We start from the raw sequence: 21949 nt of genomic DNA, 5'->3' as shown, positions 1-21949 counted from the left end.
GCGCGTCCAGGCGAGGGTCGACGTCGAGAAGAACCCGACCCGCCGCACGCCGTGCCGGCTCACCCAGGTGCCCATCCGCAGCAGCCGCAGGGCCACCAGGACGAGGAGCGCACCGAGCGCCATGCAGACGGCGGCGCCGGACAGGGCCCCGGCGAACGCGATGATCATCGAGGCCATCAGCACGAACGACGCGAGCAGCAGCACCAGAGCCGCGGCTCCGACCCGCCACGGCCCCCCAGGGGTGGTCCCCCACCGAGCACCTCGGTAGCCTCACCGGGCACAGCCGAATCAAGCGTGCTGGTGAGTGAGGATCGCTCGTGCCCCTGCCCTTCCTGACGGCCGACCGTGCTTTCGACACGCAAGCGGACGACATCGCGCTGCCCTTCGACGACCACGACCGCTGGCGGCGCCCGTACCGCCCGGGGCCGTGGCGGGTCGGAGCCGCGGCTCTGGTGCTGCTGCTCGCGTCGTTCGTGCTGATGGCCTCGATGATCATCGCGTTCGCCGGGGCCCTGTCCGGCGCCGCCGTCTGCATGGCGCTCGGTGCGCTCCTCGTCCTGGTGGCCCTGCGGCTGCTGCGGATGGGCACCTGGGTGAGCCGGCACGGCGTGCGGCGGGTCGGGTTCTTCTCGACGTCGACCCTCGCCTGGACGCGCTCCACCGCGCTGCGCACGGTGCAGCAGCCGGTGCGCTGGCTCGGCCTGCCGCGCACGGTCCAGGGGCAGGCGCTGCTCCTCGTCACCCAGGGCGGTCAGCAGATCCCGCTGATGACCGACCACGACGCCGATTTCCTGTCCCGCCTGGAGGCGTTCGACCGGGCGGCCGACACCGTCGAGGCGTGGGGCGCCGAGTACCGGGCGGGCTGAGGCTCCGCCGCACACACACGAGAGGGACCGGTCCCGGACGGCTCACCGTCCGGGACCGGTCCCTCTCGTCCGCTCGCCGTGGCCGCGGCCCGCCGATCCGGCGGGCACGGTCAGCCGGGGACCGGCTTGCCGTCGTGCAGCGCTATCGCCCGCTGCATCGCCCTGCGGGCCCGCGGCGTGTCCCGGGCGTCGTGATAGGCCACGGCGAGCCGGAACCAGCAGCGCCAGTCGTCCGGGGAGTCCTCCGTCTCGGCCCGGCGCCTGTCGAAGACCGCGTCCGCGGAGTCCCGGTCGATCCGGCCTCCCGGGGTCCGGACGAGCTCGTCGACGGGCAGTCCGCCCTCCGCGTCCAGCTCAGCGGCCAGCTGGTTGGCGCGGGTGACGAACCGGGTGTTCTTCCACAGGAACCAGACACCGATGACCGGCAGGATCAGCACCGCGGCGCCGAAGACGGCGGTGAGGGCGGTGCCCTGCTTCAGGAGCATCACACCGCGGCTGCCGGCCAGGACGAAGTAGACGACCAGGACGGCTGCCGTGACGAAGTAGGTGATCTTTGCGCGCATCGAGGTACCGGTCAGCCCAGGTCGAGGAAGTGCTCCAGGCCGAAGGTCAGGCCGGGAGCGGAGGTGACACGGCGGACGCCGAGCAGGATGCCCGGCATGAAGCTGCTGTGGTGCAGCGAGTCGTGCCGGATGGTCAGGGTCTCCCCCTCGCCGCCGAGGAGGACCTCCTGGTGGGCCAGGAGGCCGCGCAGCCGCACGGCGTGCACCGGGACGCCGTCGACGTCCGCGCCCCGGGCGCCCTCCAGGGCGGTCACCGTGGCGTCGGGCTGCGCGGCGAGGCCGGCCTCGGCCCGGGCCGCGGCAATCAGCTGGGCGGTGCGGGTGGCGGTGCCCGAGGGGGCGTCCGCCTTGTTCGGGTGGTGGAGTTCGACGACCTCCGCCGACTCGAAGTACCGCGCCGCCTGCTGGGCGAACGTCATGGTGAGCACGGCGCCGATGGAGAAGTTCGGCGCGATGAGCACACCGGTCTCCGGGGAGGCGGCCAGCGAGGTGTCGAGCTGCGCGAGGCGCTCGTCGGTCCAGCCGGTGGTGCCGACGACCGCGTGGATGCCGTGCCGTACGCAGAAGTCGAGGTTGCCCATGACCGACGCCGGGGTGGTCAGCTCGACCACGACCTGTGCGCCGGACTCGACGAGCGACTCCAGCTTGTCGCCGCGGCCGAGGGCCCCGACCAGTTCCATGTCGTCGGCGGCCTCGACGGCCCGGACGGCTTCCGAGCCGATACGGCCCTTGGCACCGAGGACGGCCACGCGCAGCTTGCTCATCGATGTGCTTCCTTACGGGTTAGGAGACCGCTTCGTGCAGGCGGTCGGCCTGCTTGTCCTTCAGGGGGCCGATGACCGACAGCGACGGGCGCTGCCCCAGCACGTCCCCGGCCACCGCGCGCACCTCGTCGGGCGTGACGGCGGATATCCGGGCGAGCATCTCGTCCACCGACATCTGGGTGCCCCAGCACAGCTCGCTCTTGCCGATGCGGTTCATGAGCGCGCCGGTGTCCTCGAGGCCGAGGACCGTCGAGCCGGAGAGCTGGCCGATCGCCCGGCCGATCTCCTCGTCCGACAGCCCCTCCGAGGCCACCCGGTCCAGTTCGCCGCGGCAGATCTTCAGCACGTCGTGGACCTGGCTGGGCCGGCAGCCGGCGTAGACCCCGAAGAGGCCGGTGTCGGCGAAGCCCGAGGTGTACGAGTACACGCTGTAGGCGAGACCGCGCTTCTCCCGGACCTCCTGGAACAGCCGGGAGGACATGCCCCCGCCAAGTGCCGTGTTGAGCACGCCGAGGGCCCAGCGCCGCTCGTCGGTGCGGGCGAGGCCGGGCATGCCGAGGACGACGTGCGCCTGCTCGGTCCTGCGGTTCAGGTGCTCCACCCGGCCGGCGGTGCGCAGGGCCCGGCTCCCGTCGCGGGGGGCGATGGGCACGGCGTCCGTGCGGTCGAGCGCGCCGGCGCGCTCGAAGGCGCGGCGGACCTGGCGCACGACCGTGGCGTGGTCCACGTTGCCCGCGGCGGCGACCACCAGGTGGGTGGGGTCGTAGTGCTTCCTGTAGAAGCGGCGGATGCGGTCGGCGGTCAGGGCGTTCACCGTGTCGACGGTGCCGAGGACCGGGCGGCCCAGCGGGGAGTCCCCGTACATGGTGTGCGCGAACAGGTCGTGCACGCAGTCGCCCGGGTCGTCCTCGGTCATCGCGATCTCCTCGAGGATGACGCCGCGCTCGGCGTCCACGTCCTCCTGGAGGATCAGCGACCCGGTGAGCATGTCGCACACCACGTCGATGGCGAGCGGCAGGTCCGTGTCGAGCACACGTGCGTAGTAGCACGTGTACTCCTTGGCCGTGAACGCGTTCATCTCGCCGCCGACGGCGTCGATCGCCGAGGAGATGTCGAGGGCGGAGCGGCTGCGGGTGCCCTTGAACAGCAGGTGTTCGAGGTAGTGGGTGGCGCCGCCGAGGGAGGGTGTCTCGTCGCGGGAGCCGACGTGCGCCCAGATGCCGAAGGTCGCGGAGCGCACCGAGGGCAGTGTCTCGGTGACGACGCGCAGACCGCCGGGCAGCACCGTGCGGCGGACGGTGCCGATGCCGTCCTTGCCCTTGAGGAGTGTTTGGGTACGGGCGACGGCCCGCGCCTCCGAGGAGGTGCGGGCCGTCGCCTGCGGACTACGGGACGTCACTTGTCGGTGTCGTCCTTCTCGTCGCCCTCTTCGCCCTCGACCACGGGGATCAGGGAGAGCTTGCCACGGGAGTCGATCTCGGCGATCTCGACCTGGACCTTGGCGCCCACGGCGAGCACGTCCTCGACGTTCTCCACGCGCTTGCCGCCGGCGAGCTTGCGGATCTGCGAGATGTGCAGCAGACCGTCCTTGCCGGGCATCAGGGAGACGAACGCACCGAAGGTCGTCGTCTTCACGACGGTGCCCAGGTAGCGCTCGCCGACCTCCGGCATGGTCGGGTTGGCGATGCCGTTGATCGTGGCGCGGGCGGCCTCGGCCTGCGAGCCCTGGGCGGCACCGATGTAGATGGTGCCGTCGTCCTCGATCGTGATGTCGGCGCCGGTGTCCTCCTGGATCTGGTTGATCATCTTGCCCTTGGGGCCGATGACCTCGCCGATCTTGTCCACGGGGATCTTGACGGTGATGATCCGCGGGGCGTTGGGGGACATCTCGTCCGGGACGTCGATGGCCTCGTTCATCACGTCGAGGATGTGGAGGCGGGCGTCGCGGGCCTGCTTCAGCGCGGCGGCCAGGACCGAGGCGGGGATGCCGTCGAGCTTGGTGTCGAGCTGGAGCGCGGTGACGAAGGTCTTCGTACCGGCGACCTTGAAGTCCATGTCGCCGAAGGCGTCCTCCGCACCGAGGATGTCGGTGAGGGCGACGTAGTGGGTCTTGCCCTCGATCTCCTCGGAGATCAGACCCATGGCGATACCGGCGACGGGGGCCTTCAGCGGCACACCGGCGTTCAGCAGCGACATGGTGGAGGCGCAGACCGAACCCATGGACGTCGAGCCGTTGGAGCCGAGGGCCTCGGACACCTGGCGGATCGCGTAGGGGAACTCCTCGCGCGTCGGCAGCACCGGCACGATGGCGCGCTCGGCGAGCGCACCGTGGCCGATCTCGCGGCGCTTGGGCGAGCCCACGCGGCCGGTCTCGCCGACGGAGTACGGCGGGAAGTTGTAGTTGTGCATGTAGCGCTTGCGGGTCACCGGGGAGAGGGTGTCCAGCTGCTGCTCCATGCGGAGCATGTTGAGGGTGGTGACGCCCAGGATCTGGGTCTCGCCACGCTCGAAGAGCGCCGAGCCGTGCACGCGCGGGATGGCCTCGACCTCGGCGGCGAGCGTACGGATGTCCGTGATGCCGCGGCCGTCGATGCGGACCTTGTCCTTGATGATCCGCTCGCGGACCAGCTTCTTGGTCAGCGCGCGGTAGGCGCCGGAGATCTCCTTCTCGCGGCCCTCGAAGGCCGGGAGGAGCTTCTCGGCGGCGAGCTCCTTGACGCGGTCCAGCTCGGCCTCGCGCTCCTGCTTGCCGGCGATGGTGAGCGCCTGGGCGAGCTCGCTCCTGACCGCGGCGGTGAGCGCCTCCAGGACGTCGTCCTGGTAGTCGAGGAAGACCGGGAACTCGCCGGTGGGCTTGGCGGCCTTGGCGGCGAGGTCCGACTGGGCCTTGCACAGGACCTTGATGAACGGCTTCGCGGCCTCGAGACCGGCGGCGACGACCTCCTCGGTCGGCGCCTCGGCGCCGCCCTTGACGAGCTCGATCGTCTTCTCGGTGGCCTCGGCCTCGACCATCATGATCGCGACGTCGCCGTCCTCCAGGACGCGACCGGCGACGACCATGTCGAAGACGGCGTCCTCGAGCTCGGTGTGCGTCGGGAAGGCGACCCACTGGCCCTTGATCAGTGCGACACGGGTGCCGCCGATGGGGCCGGAGAAGGGCAGGCCGGCCAGCTGCGTGGAGCAGGAGGCGGCGTTGATCGCGACCACGTCGTACAGGTGGTCGGGGTTGAGCGCCATGATCGTCTCGACGATCTGGATCTCGTTGCGCAGGCCCTTCTTGAAGGAGGGGCGCAGCGGCCGGTCGATCAGCCGACAGGTGAGGATCGCGTCCTCGGAGGGGCGGCCCTCCCGGCGGAAGAAGGAGCCGGGGATCTTGCCGGCCGCGTACATCCGCTCCTCGACGTCCACCGTCAGGGGGAAGAAGTCGAGCTGGTCCTTGGGCTTCTTGGACGCGGTGGTGGCCGAGAGGACCATCGTGTCGTCGTCCAGGTACGCGACGGCGGAGCCGGCGGCCTGCTTGGCCAGGCGGCCCGTCTCGAAGCGGATGGTGCGGGTGCCGAAGGTGCCGTTGTCGATGACGGCCTCGGCGTAGTGGGTCTCGTTCTCCACTAGCGATGTCTCCTACGTTCGTCTTTTCGTCCGCCGCCCGTGTGGCGGCGGACCGTCTGCGGGAGAAGCGCCTTGGGTGCGGGCCGGTCTTCGATCGAAGCACCCGGGTCGTTGTCGTCCGGGGGCCACTACCGAGGACCGGCGGCGATCAGGCGTCTTCTCGCGCGTCGAATGGTGCGTTGTGTGACCAGACTAATTGCCGTGCCGTACGTCGCGCACGCACAGACGCATGTACGGCAAAGGGAGCGGTCCCCGTCGGGAACCGCTCCCCTGCGTGCGAGCTACTTGGCGCCGCCGGCCGCACCGCGGCGGATGCCGAGGCGGTCGACCAGCGTACGGAAGCGCTGGATGTCCTTCTTGGCCAGGTACTGCAGCAGGCGGCGGCGCTGGCCGACCAGGATCAGCAGACCACGGCGGGAGTGGTGGTCGTGCTTGTGCGTCTTGAGGTGCTCGGTCAGGTCCGAGATGCGGCGGGAGAGCATCGCGACCTGGACCTCGGGGGAGCCGGTGTCGCCCTCCTTGGTGCCGAACTCGCCGATGATCTGCTTCTTCGTAGCGGCGTCGAGAGACACGCGGTACTCCTCATGGTGTTCGATGCGCCCGCGAGTGCCCCTGGTCTTGGTCTCAGGGGAGCTTCCGTGACTCGGAGGCGAAGGTCCGATGGGCGCGGATCCCAGAGGCGCGGAGCTTCCGGAGATCGCGTACACAAACGGCCGTCGTACAGCGTACCAGCCCGGATCAGGAGGTCAGCGCACGGATGGAGTGGTAGACGTCGAAGACCGCGAGCGTCAGCGGCACCAGCGTGAGCAGCACGAACGTCTCCGCCACCTCCAGGAAGCGGCCCCAGAAGGGGGTGACTCCCTTGCGGGGCACGACCAGGCCGATCGCGGTGATGACCGCGGCGACGCCGGCGATGGCGGCGGACAGCCAGACGGTGCGGATGTCCAGCGCGGTGCCGTCGCCCTTGAACGCGGCCTGGATCATCTCCACCGGCGGGTTGAGGCACAGGCCGAGCCCGAGGAGCACCAGCGCGCCCAGCCCGGCGGCGAGTGCGCAGCCGACCTGCGCGGTGTAGCGGAAGAGATGGGCTCGCATCAGCATGGCGACGCCCGTCGCGAGGGCGAGGAGCTGGCCCCAGATGCTGTCGGAGAAGCCGAGCACGGCCGAGGCGCCGACGGCGACCAGGGCGCAGCCGCCGACGAGGCCGACGAGCAGCTCGTGACCGCGGCGGGCCTGCGCGGCGATGCGGACGGCGTCCACCGGGCCCTGCTGCTGCTCGGGATCGGTGCCGTAGCCGCCGGTGCCGGTGCGGGGCGGCTCGAATCCGATCGGCAGGCGGGCGAAACGGGTCGACAGCCCGGGCAGGAACGCGAGCAGGCCGACGGCGAGCGGGGCGCAGACGGCCGCCGTCTCGGAGGGCCGCAGCTCGGTCAGGATGGCGACGAAGGTGACCAGCAGACCGATCGCGGAGGCGAAGACGAAGGCGACGAAGGGGCCGTCGCCGGCCGGGGCCAGGATGGTGAGGATCACCGAGCACAGCAGGACGGCCGCGCAGGCGAGCAGGAACTGGAGCTTGCCGATGCCCTCGCCCTGGCCGAGCGGCAGCAGACCGGCGCCCGCGACCCCGGCGTTCGCCATCGCACCGATGCCGAGGGCGACGGCGGAACCGCGGTCGTCGTAGACCCGCACGCGCACGCCGGCGAGGGCGAGCAGCAGCACGGCGGTGACGGCGGCGAGGATGCCGGGCAGCCCGTGCATGTCGTGGCGGGGGTCCGCCGACCACAGCACGAAGGAGAGCAGCACCATCAGGACCGAGCCGCCGACCAGGCCGGCGCCGCGCATCAGCGCGTCGCTCCACAGGGTGCGGTCCTTGGCCACGGCGGAGGCGACCGCGTCGGACACGTCGTCGAAGACGGCGGGCGGCAGCGAGTCGGCGAAGGGGCGCAGCGAGAGCAGCTCGCCGTCGAGGATGCGCTGCGCGGACAGGGAGAGGCCGCCGTCGAGCACGGTGCCGTCGCGGCGCACCAGGTGGTAGCCGACGGGGGCGCCCGGCTCGGGGGTCTGGCCGGACAGCCGCAGGATCTCCGGGTACAGATCGGCGACGGCGATGTCCTCCGGCAGCGCGACGTCGACGCGGCCGTCGGGTGCCACCACCGTCACCCGGCAGAATCCCGTGCCGCCGCCGGACACGGTCGCGGGGGCGGACCGGCCGGGTCCGCCGGTCGTGGCTGGGGCCGTCATACTCACCTGTTGCTTCCCCTCGTGGTGATCCTGGCCGGCTGGCCTGACAATGCGCTCCGAATGACCCTTTTTTTGCGGTAGTTCATGGCTGCGCAAATCCGTCGCGCCACCCTACCGCCCACCCGTCACACCTGACGCAAGTAGGATCCCTGACCGCGGAGGGAGCCCGTCGCCACGGGGGCGCCGATAGGAAGTTTCCCTCCGCCAAGGGAATTGGTGAGCTGTGAGTCAGATCGTCGTCAAGCGCCCACCACGGGCCCTGCCGTCCGAAGTGCCCGGCGAGCAGGTGCAGCTGCAACCACCGCCCGAGCTGCCCCGCGGACAGCAGGAGGGCGCTCTGATGCAGCTCCTGCCGATGCTCGGCATGGGCGGTTCGGTCGTCTTCTTCTTCATGACGCCGAACCCCATCATGCGGATCATGGGCATGGTGATGATCGCGTCCACGGTCGCCATGGCCATCGCCATGCTCGTCCGCTACCGGCGCGGCACCCAGGGACAGCTCGCCGACATGCGGCGCGACTATCTGAAGTATCTGACGCAGACCCGCCGTTCGGTGCTGCGGACGGCGCACCTCCAGCGTGACGCGCAGTTCTATCTGCACCCCTCCCCCGAACAGCTGTGGGCGCTCGTCGCCGAGGGCAGCCGGGTCTGGGAGCGGCGCGTGGCCGACGTCGACTTCGCGCAGGTGCGCATCGGACTGGGCAGCCAGCAGCTCGCCACCCCGCTCATCGAGCCCGACACCGCGCCCGTCGACGAGCTGGAGCCGCTCACCGCGGGGGCGATGCAGCAGTTCCTGAACGCGCACGGCACCGTGGACGGTCTGCCGATGGCGGTGTCGCTGCGGGCGTTCTACCACCTGACCGTCACCGGGGACGCCGAGTCCGCCCGGTCGGCGACCCGTGCCATGGTCGGGTCGCTGGCGGCGCTGCACTCCCCCGAGGACCTGGTCGTCGCCGTGGCCACGGCCCCGTCCGCGGCGCCGGGGTGGGAGTGGGCCAAGTGGCTCCCGCACGTCCAGGACACCGGGCCCGGCGACGGCGCGGGCTCCCGCCGCCTGATCACCACGGACCCGCGCGACCTCCAGGACATGCTCGCCACCCGGCTCGAGGGCCGGCCCCGCTTCCAGGGCGGCAACCACCCGCTCCTCGACCAGCCGCACATCGTGGTCGTGCTGGACGGGCAGTCGGTGCCCCCCGCGTCCGCGCTCGCCGCCCCCGAAGGCCTTCAGGGCGTGACCATCATCGAGGTGGTGCCCGGCGAGCACACCGGCCCGCGCGGCGGTCTCTCGGTGACCGTGCACCCCGACTCGCTGCAGCTGGAGTCCGGGCACGGCCTCGTCTACGACGGTTCCCCCGACCGTCTGGGGCTGGAGGCGGCCGAGGCCCTCGCCCGACAGCTCGCGCCGCTGCGCATCGGAAGCGGCGGGGACGACGACGAGCCGCTGCTCGCCAACCTCGACTTCACCGACCTGCTGAACCTCGGCGACGCCGCGTCGGTCGACGTGGCCCGCACCTGGCGGCCGCGCTCGCAGTCCGAGCGGCTGCGCGTCCCGATCGGCGTCGGCGAGGACGGCAGCCCCGTCATGCTCGACCTCAAGGAGGCCGCACAGGAGGGCATGGGCCCGCACGGCCTGTGCGTCGGCGCCACGGGTTCCGGGAAGTCGGAGCTGCTGCGCACCCTCGTGCTCGGCCTGGCCGTGACCCACTCGTCGGAGACGCTGAACTTCGTCCTCGCCGACTTCAAGGGCGGCGCCACCTTCGCCGGCATGTCGCAGATGCCGCACGTGGCCGCCGTCATCACCAACCTCGCCGACGACCTCACCCTCGTCGACCGCATGGGCGACTCCATCCGCGGCGAGCTCAACCGCCGCCAGGAGATGCTCCGCGACGCGGGCAACTACGCGAACATCCACGACTACGAGAAGGCCCGCGCCGCGGGCGCTCCGCTCCAGCCGATCCCCTCGCTGGTCCTGGTGATCGACGAGTTCAGCGAACTGCTCACCGCAATGCCGGACTTCATCGAGATGTTCGTGCAGATCGGCCGTATCGGCCGTTCGCTCGGCGTGCATCTGCTGCTCGCCTCGCAGCGGCTGGAGGAGGGGCGGCTGCGCGGCCTGGAGACGTACCTGTCGTACCGGATCGGCCTGCGGACCTTCTCGGCCGCCGAGTCCCGCGCGGCGATCGGTGTGCCGGACGCGTACACCCTTCCCAACGTCCCCGGTTCGGGCTTCCTGAAGTACGGCACCGACGAGATGGTGCGCTTCAAGGCCGCGTACGTCTCGGGTGTCTACCGCACCAACCAGCACGCCGCCGTCCCCGGCGGCCCGCTGCCCGTCGACCGGCGGCCCGTCGCGTTCACCGCGGCGCCCGTCCCGGTCCGCTACATCGAGCCCGCCGCGCAGCCCCGCGTGCCGGACGCGCGGGCCCCGGAGGACGACGCGCTCGCCGACTCCGTCCTGGACGTGATCGTCCGCCGGCTGGAGGGCCGGGGCGCGGAGGCCCACCAGGTGTGGCTGCCGCCGCTGGACAACCCGCCGCCGCTGGACGAGATCCTGCCGGGCCTCGCCGGGGTGGAGGGGCGCGGGCTCACCCAGCCCGGGTTCGAGGGCGCGGGCAAGCTGGTCGTCCCGCTGGGCGTCGTCGACAAGCCGTTCGAGCAGCGCCGTGACGTGCTGTACCGGGACTTCTCCGGAGCGGCGGGCCATCTGCAGATCATCGGCGGTCCGCAGTCCGGCAAGTCGACCCTGCTGCGGACGCTCATCTCCGCCTTCGCGCTCACCCACACCCCGCAGGAGGTGCAGTTCTACGGACTGGACTTCGGCGGCGGCGGCATGTCCTCGATCGCGGGCCTGCCGCACGTCGGCGGGATCGCCTCCCGCCTGGACCCCGAGCGGGTGCGGCGCACCGTCGCCGAGGTGTACGGGATCCTGTCCCGCCGCGAGGAGTACTTCCGCAGCGCGGGCATCGACTCCATCAACACCTACCGCAGGCTGCGCACCCGGGGCGAGATCTCGGTGACCGACCAGCCGTGGGGCGACGTCTTCCTCGTCATCGACGGCTGGGGCAACTTCCGCAACGACTACGAGGGGCTGGAGTCCGCCGTGGTCGACATGGCGGTGCGCGGGCTCGGCTACGGCATCCACGTCGTCCTCACCGCCTCGCGGTCGATGGACGTGCGGTCCAACATCAAGGACCAGCTGCTGAACCGCCTGGAACTGCGGCTCGGCGACACCATGGACTCCGAGGTAGACCGCAAGCTCGCCGTCAACGTGCCGCAGGGGGTGCCCGGCCGCGGTCTGGTCCCCGAGAAGCTGCACTTCATGGCGTCCGTGCCGCGTATCGACAGCATCCAGTCGGACAGCGACCTCGCCGAGGCCACCGCGGCGATGGTGCAGGAGATCAGCCGCCACTGGACGGGGCCGACGGCGCCGAAGGTGCGCCTGCTGCCGCGCGAGTTCCCGGCGCAGCAACTCCCCGCGGGCTTCGCCGAGCCCCGGCGCGGGGTGGCGTTCGCGATCGACGAGAACAACCTGGAGCCGGTCTTCGTCGACTTCGAGCGCGACCCGTTCTTCCTGGTGTTCGGCGAGAGCGAGTCCGGCAAGTCGAACCTGCTGCGGCTGCTGATCAAGCAGATCACGGAGCGGTACGACGGCAACTCCGCGAAGTTCTTCGTGATCGACAACCGGCGCGCCCTGCTCGACGTCACCCCGGCCTCGCACCTCGCCGAGTACGTGCCGATGTCGAACAACATGGACCACCACGTGGACGCGCTCGCGGAGCTGATGCAGCGGCGCGCGCCGTCCGCCGAGGTCACGGCCCAGCAGCTGCGGGACCGGAGCTGGTGGCAGGGTCCGGACGTGTACGTGGTCGTCGACGACTACGACCTGGTGTCCACGTCGAGCGGCAACCCGCTGGCGAAGCTGACGGAGATGCTGCCGTTCGCCCGGGACGTGGGCGTGCGCTTCGTCATCGCCCGCAGCTCGGCGGGCGCGTCCCGGGCCGGCTACGAGGCGTTCATGCAGCGGATGATGGAGCTGGGCGCCCAGGGCGTGCTGCTGTCGGGCGACCCGACGGAGGGCGATGTGCTCGGCGGCGTGCGGATGCGCCCGATGCCGCCCGGCCGCGGCATCTTCATCTCCCGCCAGCGGGGCAACCCGCTGGTGCAGACGGGACTGGTGCCGACGGACTACGCGTCGTGATCGGGGCGGCCGACCGGGCCTCGGGACATCGGGAACCGGATGCGTCGAGGAACGTCGCGGCCTACGTGCCTGGTCTCGGTACATCCCTGGACGCGGACTTCGCGAGGAACGATGTCAAGGGAGCGCACGACACGGCCGCGCTGTCACGCGACAACGATCCCTCCAGGGCCGCCATCGTGTGGCTCGGCTACGATCCGCCGCAACTGGGTGGGGTGGACGCGGCCAACCTGCTCGCGAACGCCGACGTCATGTCCGCCGACCGAGCCGAGAAGGGCGCTCCGGCTCACCACTCGTTCATGAGCGGTCTCGCGGCGACCGACGACCACGGGGATCCGCACCTGACGGCGGTCGGGCATTCCTACGGCTCGCGAGTAGCAGGGGCCGCCACGCAGGAGAGCGGCGGCATACCGGGGGCGGACGACATCGTGCTGCTGGGCAGCCCCGGTGTCGGCGTCGACCGGGCGGAAGGCCTCGGCGTCGGGAAGGACCACGTGTACGTGGGCGCCGCGGGCAACGACCCGGTCACCATGCTGCCGTCCAAGAACGAGGCCGTCGCGGGCACGGCCGGCTTCTTCGGGGGCGGACCTCTCGGTTCCTACATTTTCGGAGACATCGCCGATCAGGGCGACGACGACATCTGGTTCGGCGTTCCGGAGAAACACCGATGAAGCAGCATCGCGTTCTTTTCGTGGCACTCGCCGTGTCGACGATGTCCGGCTGCGGTCATGTCGGCAACGGCTCCGGACCCGAGGAAGAGATTCTGAAAGCGAACATGCAGCAGGCCGGAGACCTGGCGGAGAAGCTCCTGGACAGCACGATCGCCTCCGTCTCACCCAGTGTCGAAGCACGACAGGGACCGTCCAGCAACCCGATCTGCACCGACTTCAAGAACGACGCGACAGGAACCGGACAGGTCAAGCGCGGCCGGTACATCGTGACGGTGATCTCCGCCGAGCGGCGTGGCAGCTTCATGGGCGTGATCGAGCGCTACTGGAAGAAGGAAGGGTACGAAATCACCGCAGTGCGACCGCACAAGGAGAGGCCGGCCATCTTCGCGCGCACCCCGGAGGGCTTCCAGCTCACGGCCAAGATCGGACACGCGGGGCAGGCCTTCTTCAACGTCGCTTCGCCCTGCGTGACGGAATCCGAGGTCACGGTGCCTCCCCGGCCGACCCCCACTCCCGGTTCCCCGGAGGCCGAGGGACTGCCCTACATCGAGTCCCCCTTCTGGTCCGCGAACACCCCGGCGCCCTCGCCCTCCGCCAGCGGCGGATGACACCTGAAGGAAAGTGGTGGAGATTGCGATGAACCTGAGAGCCGAGAATCTCTCCCTGCCCGATGATGCCGCGGCCGGGCAGGGCCCCACACTGCCCGGCCGCGGCATCATCCCGCGCCGGCGGGGCAATCCGCCGACGCAGACGGGGTCGGTGCAGACGGAGTACGCGTCGTGATCGGGGCGGCGGTGTTCGCAGGAGTCTTCGCGGTGGCGTTCACGGCCTTCGGGCTGTTCGTCGACCCGCGCAGGCTGTGGTGGCGCTACCGGGCGCCGAAACTCGACGACCCGGAGGCGCACGAGCCCTCCCGTGCGTCGTTCCTGTGGCGGCGGGTGATCCTCGTGGGACTCGGGCTGTTCCTCGGGTGGCAGGCGGTCGGCGCCCTGCGCCTGGCGGGGGTCTTCGAGACCGGCGCCGACCACGCGGAGATCCTGGACCGCGTGGAGTACGCGGCGCTGAACCTCGACACCGAGGACGGCCAGGGACGGCACAAGTGGCCCGGTGGCGACGGGGCGTGGGACGCGTTCATCGATCCGCGGCTGAAGGGCCCGGAGCGGGACGACCCGGTCGCGGTGCTGGTGGACGAGGAGGAGGACGAGGGCGACTGGGACTCGGAGGCGAGCCGCGAGGGCGGACCGTCCCCGGAGCCCGGCAGCGAGGCGGATCCGGCAGGCCCGTTCACCGAGCGGTACGAGATCGACGGGATCTGCCTGACCGTCCATGCCGTCCCGCTGGCGGGGCAGTCCGAACGGGACGCCGCGATCGGCAACCTGCTGTACGGCGTCACCACCGATGTCGTCGACTCCCCTTGCGGGTAGTCACGCCACATCGCATAGGTTGAAACGGAATTGACACGTCCATCGTTGTACGGGGGAAGGAGCCCTGCGAATGTCCTGGGACGAATGGGACCAGCTGAAGGCATCCGCGGCCGACAAGGGGGCGGCGCAGATGCAGCTCAACGAGGCACCGGCACAAGAAGGCGGCGGCACCTACGGGGACCTCACCGCCTCCCAGTCCGACCTCGCGAAGATCGGCAACAACGCGTACAAGCTCTTCAACCGTCTGTGGGACGAGGCGCGTGTGGCGGGCCCCAGCAGTTCCAAGGCCGCGGAGGACCTCAAGGCGCAGGGGTTCGAACTGGGTGGCGGACTCGCACATGTGGCCAAGCGCTGGGACGAACAGCTCAGGTCTCTGCGTGACGGGTGCTCTCACATTTCGAACCACATGCGAGTGACGAAGAAGATTCACAAGGACGACGAGCACTACATCACCGGGCAACTGAGCAGCATCGCCACGCTGGACAGTGGCTTCGACGAGCGGGTCGGGGAACCGGGCAAGAAGAACGAGATCTACGGCGAGAAGAAGGAAGAGAAGGGCAAGGACTAGCCATGGATCTGGAAACCCTTCGCTTCGCGAAATTCGGACTTCTCGACGAAGCCGTCACCGACTGGACGACCTTGATCGCCAAGCTGGCGAGCCTGAAGGAGGACGCCGACGACGGGCTCCGGGGTCAGGCCAACAAGGCGAACTGGTCGGGCGACAACCAGAAGGTCACGAAACAGTTCATCGGTCGAACGGCAGGCGAGTTCGCCGACGCACACACCCAGGCGACGTCCATTCGGAACATCCTGAGGGACACCCGCGATGAACTGAGGGGCCATCACACGAAGCTGATCGAGGCCATCGACCGCGGCCTCAAGAAGAACCTGACCGTCACCTCTACGTCAGGTGGCGGTTTCACCGTGACGATGAACATCCACCCGGACCGGGCCGCCAAGGGGACCACCGTCCCGGATCACACCGCGTCGGATGTGACCGAACTCCGGGGTGAAGTGCAGAAGATTCTCGACGCGGCGACCCAGAGCGACAGTTCGGCGGCCGAAGTGCTGAAGGCGCTCGTCGACCAGAGCAAGCTCGGCTTCTCGGACGCCAGTTACACGGACCGGGACAGCGCGGCGGATGCTCTCAGGGCCGCCGAGGACCTGGCGAAGATCGCGAAGAAGGACCCTGAGGACCTCACCGTCGCAGAGTTCGATCGGCTGAACACCGACTTGAAGAAGTACGCCAACGACGATCTCTTCGCCGAACGCTTCGCCACCGCCCTCACCGGCAAGGGCACGCTCGACTTCTGGTCCGAGCTGAACAGGCCGATGATCAACCCGGAACTGATGCATGAACGTCGCGATCAGATGGGCGAGCTGCAGAAGAACCTGAGTCTCACTCTGGCTACCGCCAGCCAGAGCGACACCGCGGCCATGGAGACGTGGAAGCGTGACGTCGTCGCCTACGCGGACAAGCCCCTGGAGAAGAACGGCGGAATGCCCTTCGGCGGCCAGGTCATGAGCAACCTCATGCGGTGGGGCGACTACGACGACAAGTTCCTCAACGACTACGGCAACAAGCTGGTCGAGGCCGAGAAGAAACTGACCCACAACGGTGCCCACGTCGCGTGGCAGCCGATGGGCGTCGATCCGCAGCTGAACCACACGGGTACGGATTCCGGCTGGGATCCGATGACCGGCTTCTTCAAGGCACTCGCGAACAGTCCGGACGCCTCCACGGAGTTCTTCGGCGACACCTTCGTCACCAAGGACGAGGACCACGACTTCAAGGTCGAGGGCAAGGACGACAAGCGGGCACTCAGCAACTTCGAGTACTTCTTCGAGGAGCGGGACTGGCCGCACGACTACGACAAGGACCACGAGGAGAGCATCGCGGGGCGCAATAACCTCGCGATGGCTCTGGAAGCCGCGACGACGGGCCACCCGGCCGGCGAGATGCCCACGCCGGACCTGGCCCCGCACAACGACGCGCAGGCCGCGCTCATGGAAGACATCGTCGCCTCCGTCGCCGACGATCCCAAGCGCCTGACCGACCACCCGCACATGTCCGACAGCATGGGGCAGATCGCGTCCGAGTACCTGCCGGACATCAACCGGGGGATCTCCGACGACAGTCAGGGCAACACGGACAAGCTCTTCCCGGTGTCGGGTACGCAGGCCCAGCTCGCCCACAGCGACCTCTCGGCATTCCTGGTCACTGTGGGGCAGAGCCCCGACGGATACGCCGCCATCGAGGTCGGACAGAACGCTTACATGTCCAACCTCATGGACTATCACCTCAACCCCAACCTGCCGGAGGACCAGCGGTACCCGCAGTCGCCGGAGAACACCATCGAAGCGATCACCCGCCGTTCCGGCGAGGTGAGCGGCACGATCACCATCGGCATGCAGGAAGCCGTCCTGGGACCCGCCGCCAAGGAAGCCAAGGAATTCTCCGATTCCGTCGCCCAGCAGAAGAACGCCTGGTCCGGCGCGATCGGTACGGGAATCGGTGTCGGCGTGAGCTACATCGCCACCCCCATCGGTGGCGCCATCGCCGGCGGTGCGGCAAGCACCGTCAGCAGCATGGTGCTTGAGCACATCTTCCAGCAGTCCGAGACTGACGTGCTGACAGCCGCGAGCCAAGAGGCGAGCGGCCTGTGGGAGAAGGGGAAGGAGTTGAGCGGCGACCAGAGCCAGATGGCCGCGATCAAGGCAGCTGAGATTCACGGGCACGACTACGCGAACCAGGTCGCCGACTGGGCCACGAAGGGGCGTGACGACGGATTCTCGGACGCGGCGTCCAACGTCAGGCACATGTCGGACCATCTCACCACGGAGGTTCCCCCCGCATGACGTCGGCCATCGCACATGCAGGACGTGAGCGGAAGGCCGGTGCCCGGCACTCGGCATCGAGGCGACGACGCCGGCGACTGCTCGCGGCTGTCGGCCTCACCGCACAGCTCACACTCGTTCTCACCGCTTGCTCGGAACCCGAGGAGGCCCGGTCCTTCACGGTGCCTTCCGACCTCTGCGGAACGCCCACGCCGAGCTCGACCCTGGACGGCGTACTGCCGGAGACCGGTGAGAATCTGACGACACGTGCGGCGTCACGTGAGGTGGGTCGCACTCATTGCGAAGTCATCGTCGACGGCAAACTCGCTGTCAGCGCCTTCTCGGAGTGGAAGAAGGGCGATTCCCTGACCAAGGTGGCCAGGAGCAATCCCTTCGTCTCGCTGGACGAGTACACGAGCGCCGACGGGACATACGCATGGAGCAACCGAGGCGGGGTTCGGATCGTCCCCTGTCCGGTGGCTGAGAAGGAACATCCCGAAAGGGACTTGTTCGTCAGGGTGCTGATCTACGACAAGGAGTTCGAGAACTCCGATGCGGCCAAGAGGCTGCTGCTCGACTACGCGGAGGCTGTGGCCGAATCCTCGGCCTGCACAGGCTCTGCCTCCTGACCGCCGACCGCTTCACCCTCGCGACAGCACCCGGTTCCCTGCCCGTGTGGGCAGGGAACCGGGTGCTGTCGTCACACACACCTTCGCTGCCCGCGATTCCGGTCATGGTGCTCCCGCGGACCCGACCGGAGAGGATCGCGGGAACACCAGGGGGTGGGCACCCCTCGCGCGTGCCCACCCCTGTGCGGTGTACCGATGCGTCCGGCCGTGGCCGGGAACGGATCAGGCGAAGTAGCTGGCGGCCTTCTTGTCGCCACCCATGTAGTCGCCGCCCGCGTTCGCCACGACCTGACCGATCTGCATCAGGGCCTTGTGGATGTCGGCGGCTTCCTTGTCCCACTTCACCTGCTCCTGGACGTACGCGTTGTGCGCCTCGCCCTCCCAGCCGGCGGCGACGGTGGCCATGGCCGTCTTGATCTCCCGAAGGTCCTCTTCGAGCTTCTTGGCCTGGTTGCCCAGTGTGGTCGCCGCCACGTCGAGACCGTCGTACTTGACGACGAGCTCGTCGCCCGAGTTCATGCCCATGATTCCCTCATCTCACGTTGGTGTGGTCACCCGGCGTACGCGCGCCGGGGTGGAGTGCGCCCAGCGGGCTCTAGAGGCCGGCGATGCCGGACTTGGGAGCGGCGTTGGTGCCGACGCCGAGGTCGACGTTGATCGCCTGCACGGCGGCGCGGACGTCGTCCTCGGTGCCGTCCTTGATCTTCCGCGACTGGCTCATGGCGTCGAGGAACTTCGCCAGGATGTTGCCGAGGCGCACCATGGAGGTGTTGATCTCCTGCTGCTTCGAGTTGAAGGCCCCGGCGCCGATGCCCTTCCACTGACCCTCGAGGCTGTCGATCGTGCCCTGGATCTGGCTGAGCTGGCCCTTGATCGAGTTGAACTTCTCGAAGAGCTGCTTCTCGAGCTGGATGACTTGCTGGTCTGAAAGCCGCTGGCCCTGAGACACGATGGGGTTCCCTTCTGAACTTCTTGGTTGCTGGCTGGTCGTGCCGTGCCCCGGATGGCGCAGCGCGGCACGACCGTGAGGTGAAGGTCTGAACGGGCCCGGCGGGCCCGGTCGTTCCGTCAGGCGCTGCGGCGCTTCCGTACGACGGCGAAGGCTCCGCCCGCGAGCACCACGACAGCGGCTGCGGCGCCGATGGCCCAGACCGGCAGGCCGCTGTCGTCCGACTCCGTGGAGGAGCCTGCCACGACGGCGTCGTCCCCGGGCTCCTCGGCGGGGGCCTGTGACGAAGCTGGTGCAGACGGGTCGGGTGTGGCGGAGGAGGCGTCGCCACCGGCGGTGCCCGTCCCCCCGCCGACCTTGGTGTTGGTCAGCGGGCTGATGCCCGGGTCACCGGGCTCGCCCACGCCGCGGTTGATGTGGGCACCGGGGCGGACGATGCCGTGCCCGAGGTAGTTGCTGACGGTGCCCTCCTTCCAGTCCTCGCCGCGCCCGGCGGACTCGAACATGACACGGAGGACCTGATTGGCCGTCCAGTCGGGGTTCTTGGACCAGATGAGGGCGGCGGAGGCGGAGGCGATGGCCGTGGCGTAGCTGGTGCCCTTCGCGACGCAGTAACTGCGGAGGTTCTTGTCGCACCATTGGGGCACACCCGTACCGGGTGCGGCGATGTCCACGAAGTCGCCGTGGGTCGAGTAGGGGGCGACCTTGCCGTCCTTGCCGGTGGCCCCCACCGCGACAGCCGCCGCGTAACCGGCGGGGTACTGGATCTTGTTGACCTTGTCGGCGTTGTTACCGGTGCCGGCGAAGAGCAGTTTGCCCTTCGCCTGGGCGTACTCGACCGCCTTGCGGATCTCCGAGTTGTAGAAGTCGGTGGCCATCGAGACATTGATGATCTGGGCGTCGCTGTCCGCAGCGGCCCGGATCGCCTCCCGCATGTCGAAGGCGTTGACCTTCTGTTCGTCCTGCAGCTCGGTGTCACTGACCCGGTAGGGGATCACTTTGGCGCCAGGGGCCAGCCCTTTGATCCCACCACCCGCGCCCGTGCCGGCAATGAGTTCGGCGACCGTCGTTCCGTGGCCTGTGTAGTCGTCGGTCTCGTCGCCTTCGGCTTCAGCCGCGTCCCACCCCTTGAGCACCTGCCCCTTGAGGGACGTGGTGGACGGATCGACGCCGGTGTCGATGACGGCGACCGTGATGCCCTGGCCCGTGGTGGACTTCCAGATCTCCTCGGCGTTCATCGCGTCCAGGTACCACTGGTTCGACTGTGCGTCTGCAGCATGCGCCGCGGGGGCGGTGCCGGCGAGCCCTGCCGTCAGCGCCACCAACGCTGCCACGGTGCCGAGGCCGCGCCGCGCGGCGCGGCCCTCGATCGTACGTGCCGTCATTCTGACTTCCGAGCCTTCCCGTGGTCAGCCGATCACCGGCGGGACGGGGCCGCGCCGGTGATTCGTCCTTGTCTCTTCGTCGTCGATGGGGTGCTCGGAGCGCTGGTCGTCACCTCGCGCACCGGCAGCGTCAGGGCGGGCACCGGCCGCGCGCGGGGTGCCGACGACACCGTTCGCGCTGGGGGTGCCACGGCCCGTCTGCCGGACGGGCCGGTTCTGCGCGTTGGCGCCCACGACGCCCGCCTGGCTGGGCCGGCCCGCCACAGGACGTCCGGTGTTCTGGGAGTCGGCGCCGACGACTGTGCCGCGAGGCAGCCGCGATCCCGCGCTCTGCCCGGTGGTGCGCTGGGGCGTGCCACCGACGATCCCGGTACCGCGGCCGGCGGCGGGCGAGGCCGGCGCCGTGCGACCGGTGGCCGACGACGGGCCGCTGACGGGACGCCCCACGATCGGTGGCTGGTTGCGCCCGGTCGCGGGATTCTGACGCCCCGCACCCGGCACGCCCGGACCGCCGGGGCGGCCGACCATCGGCGACTGACTGCGGCCCGTGGCGGAGGTCTGACGGTTCTGCCCGCCGCCGGCGGGCATGCCCGGACCTCCCGGGCGCCCCACCATCGGCGACTGGCTGCGGCCGGTCGCGTTGGAGGTCGGGCCCGTGGTCGTGGGCGTCATGGGCCTGCCGTAACCCTGGGCGGACCGACCCGTCTGCTGCGAAGGGCCGGGCACGCCTTCGCGTCCGACCGACTTGAAGGTCTTGCCGTTGGCCGTGATGGGGCCGGTGGAACGTCTGGGCGGACCGAAGGAGGTGATCGGCGGGCCGGCGACCGGGCCGGTGGTGGGGTTTGTCGTGGTCACGACGGGCTGCGACTGGGTGGGGCCGGTGGTCGTCGGCGGGGGCGCCGTGGTGGTGCTGTCGATCGTCATCGACGTGTCGGTGACGGCGTCCACCTTGCCGGGCGTGCCGGTGCGCTGGACGGCCTCGCCCTGGCCGGTCTCGCCGGCGGAGGCGAAGGACCCGGTGGGCTGCCGCGACGTCGCCTCACCGGATCCCATCTCGCCGGCCGTGATACGGCTCGTCGGCAGCGGCACCGCCGCTTGGTACGCCTGCGGCGGCTTCGGCAGCTCCTGGCGCGCCAGGGTGCTCTCCGACACCGCGTAGAACGAGGCCAGGCGGTTCATCTGGTTGATGGCCTCCTGCCGGTTCTTCTCGACCTGCAGGGCCTTCTGGTACTCCGGGTTGTCGGCCGTCTGCTCCGGGACCGCGAAGTCCTTGGCGTCCTTCTGCACCGCGCGGTCGTCGCGGGGCGGGCGGGCGTTGCGGACGGAGGCGAGGCCGGTGCTGGCCACCTTCATCTGGGCACCCGCCGCGTTGGCCATCTTGGCGATCGCCCAGGCGTAGCTGACCACCTCGGCGCCGTAGCGGCGGAACTCCTCGGCGCCCTGGCCCGTCCACTTGACGTCCGCGACGAACTTGGCGAGGTCCTCGGCCGCACGGTTGATGTCGGTGTTGGCCTTGTTCAGGGCTTCGCCGGCGCCTTCCAGCTGCTCGGGGTTGGCGCTCTCCAGGAAGTCCAGCATCTCGTTGAGCTTGCGGCCGTCGAAGACGGTGGAACCGAAGACGCTGCCGGTGGAGGAGCCGAAGAAGTTGAGGAAGTCCGGCAGGCGCTCCAGCATGTCGGTGGCCGCGAACTGGCCCTCGATCTGCTCCTGCTGCTCGGCCTGCTCCTGAACGTGCTGCTCCGGCGTCAGGGGCTTCTCGGTGCCGGGAGCGGGCTGCGTTCCGGGGTTCGGCTGCTTCTCGTCACTCATCATGCA

Annotated in this window: 19 protein-coding genes and 1 pseudogene; 9 read left to right on the top strand and 11 right to left on the bottom strand. The window is 69.8% G+C overall.

Annotation, left to right across the window (positions count from 1 at the left end):
- A pseudogene (locus tag EAO77_RS14705) lies at nucleotides 1-234 on the bottom strand (hypothetical protein); the annotation flags it as partial.
- A gap of 83 nt (nucleotides 235-317) precedes the next feature.
- Between EAO77_RS14705 and EAO77_RS14700 the strand changes: the two are divergent.
- Nucleotides 318-866 (top strand): hypothetical protein, encoded by a 549-nt coding sequence (locus EAO77_RS14700; RefSeq protein WP_147988427.1) that lies wholly within the window; start codon nucleotides 318-320, stop codon nucleotides 864-866.
- Nucleotides 867-976: 110 nt separating this feature from the next.
- Here the strand turns inward: EAO77_RS14700 and EAO77_RS14695 are convergent, their stop codons facing one another.
- The 6 genes from EAO77_RS14695 to eccD all read right to left on the bottom strand — a co-directional run bounded on the left by EAO77_RS14695 (nucleotide 977) and on the right by eccD (nucleotide 8043).
- On the bottom strand, nucleotides 977-1429 hold the full coding sequence (locus EAO77_RS14695) for a tetratricopeptide repeat protein (protein ID WP_147988426.1): 453 nt from the start codon (nucleotides 1427-1429) through the stop codon (nucleotides 977-979).
- 11 nt (nucleotides 1430-1440) lie between these two features.
- Nucleotides 1441-2193 (bottom strand): 4-hydroxy-tetrahydrodipicolinate reductase, encoded by a 753-nt coding sequence (gene dapB, locus EAO77_RS14690; protein ID WP_147988425.1) that lies wholly within the window; start codon nucleotides 2191-2193, stop codon nucleotides 1441-1443.
- 19 nt (nucleotides 2194-2212) lie between these two features.
- Nucleotides 2213-3592 carry a M16 family metallopeptidase gene (locus EAO77_RS14685; protein WP_147988424.1) on the bottom strand — a complete coding sequence of 460 codons (1380 nt, stop codon included), beginning with the start codon at nucleotides 3590-3592 and terminating at the stop codon, nucleotides 2213-2215.
- Entirely contained in the window at nucleotides 3589-5802 is a 2214-nt protein-coding gene (locus EAO77_RS14680; RefSeq protein ID WP_147988423.1) for a polyribonucleotide nucleotidyltransferase, read from the bottom strand. The genes EAO77_RS14685 and EAO77_RS14680 overlap by 4 nt, the downstream gene beginning before the upstream one ends.
- Before the next feature lie 281 nt (nucleotides 5803-6083).
- The gene (gene rpsO, locus EAO77_RS14675) at nucleotides 6084-6374 is read right to left on the bottom strand and encodes a 30S ribosomal protein S15 (RefSeq protein ID WP_147988422.1); all 291 of its coding nucleotides are present in this window, start codon (nucleotides 6372-6374) and stop codon (nucleotides 6084-6086) included.
- Between the two features lie 166 nt (nucleotides 6375-6540).
- Entirely contained in the window at nucleotides 6541-8043 is a 1503-nt protein-coding gene (gene eccD, locus EAO77_RS14670) for a type VII secretion integral membrane protein EccD (RefSeq protein WP_147988421.1), read from the bottom strand.
- Between the two features lie 223 nt (nucleotides 8044-8266).
- Here eccD and eccCa point away from each other — a divergent pair, with 223 nt between their 5' ends.
- From eccCa to EAO77_RS14635, 8 genes are all read left to right on the top strand, one after another.
- Nucleotides 8267-12241 (top strand): type VII secretion protein EccCa, encoded by a 3975-nt coding sequence (gene eccCa / locus EAO77_RS14665; protein WP_147988420.1) that lies wholly within the window; start codon nucleotides 8267-8269, stop codon nucleotides 12239-12241.
- A complete protein-coding gene (locus EAO77_RS14660) occupies nucleotides 12238-12909 on the top strand; it encodes an alpha/beta hydrolase (protein WP_147988419.1) in 672 nt (223 codons plus the stop codon). Before eccCa ends, EAO77_RS14660 begins: the two co-directional genes overlap by 4 nt.
- On the top strand, nucleotides 12906-13517 hold the full coding sequence (locus EAO77_RS14655; protein ID WP_261993902.1) for a hypothetical protein: 612 nt from the start codon (nucleotides 12906-12908) through the stop codon (nucleotides 13515-13517). The genes EAO77_RS14660 and EAO77_RS14655 overlap by 4 nt, the downstream gene beginning before the upstream one ends.
- A 28-nt stretch (nucleotides 13518-13545) precedes the next feature.
- The gene (locus tag EAO77_RS38615; RefSeq protein ID WP_187283214.1) at nucleotides 13546-13692 is read left to right on the top strand and encodes a hypothetical protein; all 147 of its coding nucleotides are present in this window, start codon (nucleotides 13546-13548) and stop codon (nucleotides 13690-13692) included.
- Complete coding sequence (locus tag EAO77_RS14650) at nucleotides 13689-14333, top strand: hypothetical protein (RefSeq protein ID WP_147988418.1); 645 nt, start codon at nucleotides 13689-13691, stop codon at nucleotides 14331-14333. The genes EAO77_RS38615 and EAO77_RS14650 overlap by 4 nt, the downstream gene beginning before the upstream one ends.
- Before the next feature lie 70 nt (nucleotides 14334-14403).
- Nucleotides 14404-14901 carry a hypothetical protein gene (locus EAO77_RS14645; protein ID WP_147988417.1) on the top strand — a complete coding sequence of 166 codons (498 nt, stop codon included), beginning with the start codon at nucleotides 14404-14406 and terminating at the stop codon, nucleotides 14899-14901.
- A 2-nt stretch (nucleotides 14902-14903) separates the two neighbouring features.
- Nucleotides 14904-17192: a hypothetical protein gene (locus EAO77_RS14640; RefSeq protein WP_147988416.1), complete on the top strand. Its 2289-nt coding sequence runs from the start codon at nucleotides 14904-14906 to the stop codon at nucleotides 17190-17192.
- Nucleotides 17189-17800, top strand: coding sequence for a hypothetical protein (locus EAO77_RS14635; protein WP_147988415.1), 612 nt, complete (start codon nucleotides 17189-17191; stop codon nucleotides 17798-17800). Before EAO77_RS14640 ends, EAO77_RS14635 begins: the two co-directional genes overlap by 4 nt.
- 222 nt (nucleotides 17801-18022) lie before the next feature.
- Here EAO77_RS14635 and EAO77_RS14630 read toward each other — a convergent pair whose 3' ends face one another.
- The 4 genes from EAO77_RS14630 to EAO77_RS14615 form a co-directional block, all read right to left on the bottom strand.
- Nucleotides 18023-18325, bottom strand: a complete 303-nt coding sequence (locus EAO77_RS14630; RefSeq protein WP_147988414.1) for a WXG100 family type VII secretion target — start codon at nucleotides 18323-18325, stop codon at nucleotides 18023-18025.
- Nucleotides 18326-18395: 70 nt separating this feature from the next.
- Nucleotides 18396-18749, bottom strand: a complete 354-nt coding sequence (locus EAO77_RS14625; protein ID WP_147988413.1) for a WXG100 family type VII secretion target — start codon at nucleotides 18747-18749, stop codon at nucleotides 18396-18398.
- A 119-nt stretch (nucleotides 18750-18868) separates the two neighbouring features.
- The gene (locus tag EAO77_RS14620) at nucleotides 18869-20134 is read right to left on the bottom strand and encodes a S8 family serine peptidase (protein ID WP_147988412.1); all 1266 of its coding nucleotides are present in this window, start codon (nucleotides 20132-20134) and stop codon (nucleotides 18869-18871) included.
- A 24-nt stretch (nucleotides 20135-20158) separates the two neighbouring features.
- Entirely contained in the window at nucleotides 20159-21946 is a 1788-nt protein-coding gene (locus EAO77_RS14615) for a hypothetical protein (RefSeq protein ID WP_222723655.1), read from the bottom strand.
- Between the last annotated feature and the right edge of the window lie 3 nt (nucleotides 21947-21949).

Source organism: Streptomyces sp. T39 (genome assembly GCF_008042045.1).
GTDB lineage: Bacteria > Actinomycetota > Actinomycetes > Streptomycetales > Streptomycetaceae > Streptomyces.
The sequence above is the reverse complement of the archived record's forward strand: the minus strand, read 5'-3'. Positions and strand labels throughout refer to the sequence as shown.

Excerpts from the sequence above, each read along its gene's own strand:
- EAO77_RS14615 (WP_222723655.1), bottom strand. The coding sequence starts at position 21,946 with ATGATGAGTGACGAGAAGCAGCCGAACCCCGGAACGCAGCCCGCTCCC.
- EAO77_RS14695 (WP_147988426.1), bottom strand. The coding sequence starts at position 1,429 with ATGCGCGCAAAGATCACCTACTTCGTCACGGCAGCCGTCCTGGTCGTC.
- EAO77_RS14635 (WP_147988415.1), top strand. The coding sequence starts at position 17,189 with ATGACGTCGGCCATCGCACATGCAGGACGTGAGCGGAAGGCCGGTGCC.
- EAO77_RS14640 (WP_147988416.1), top strand. The coding sequence starts at position 14,904 with ATGGATCTGGAAACCCTTCGCTTCGCGAAATTCGGACTTCTCGACGAA.
- EAO77_RS14655 (WP_261993902.1), top strand. The coding sequence starts at position 12,906 with ATGAAGCAGCATCGCGTTCTTTTCGTGGCACTCGCCGTGTCGACGATG.
- EAO77_RS14620 (WP_147988412.1), bottom strand. The coding sequence starts at position 20,134 with ATGACGGCACGTACGATCGAGGGCCGCGCCGCGCGGCGCGGCCTCGGC.
- EAO77_RS38615 (WP_187283214.1), top strand. The coding sequence starts at position 13,546 with ATGAACCTGAGAGCCGAGAATCTCTCCCTGCCCGATGATGCCGCGGCC.
- EAO77_RS14645 (WP_147988417.1), top strand. The coding sequence starts at position 14,404 with ATGTCCTGGGACGAATGGGACCAGCTGAAGGCATCCGCGGCCGACAAG.
- EAO77_RS14630 (WP_147988414.1), bottom strand. The coding sequence starts at position 18,325 with ATGGGCATGAACTCGGGCGACGAGCTCGTCGTCAAGTACGACGGTCTC.
- dapB (WP_147988425.1), bottom strand. The coding sequence starts at position 2,193 with ATGAGCAAGCTGCGCGTGGCCGTCCTCGGTGCCAAGGGCCGTATCGGC.
- eccD (WP_147988421.1), bottom strand. The coding sequence starts at position 8,043 with ATGACGGCCCCAGCCACGACCGGCGGACCCGGCCGGTCCGCCCCCGCG.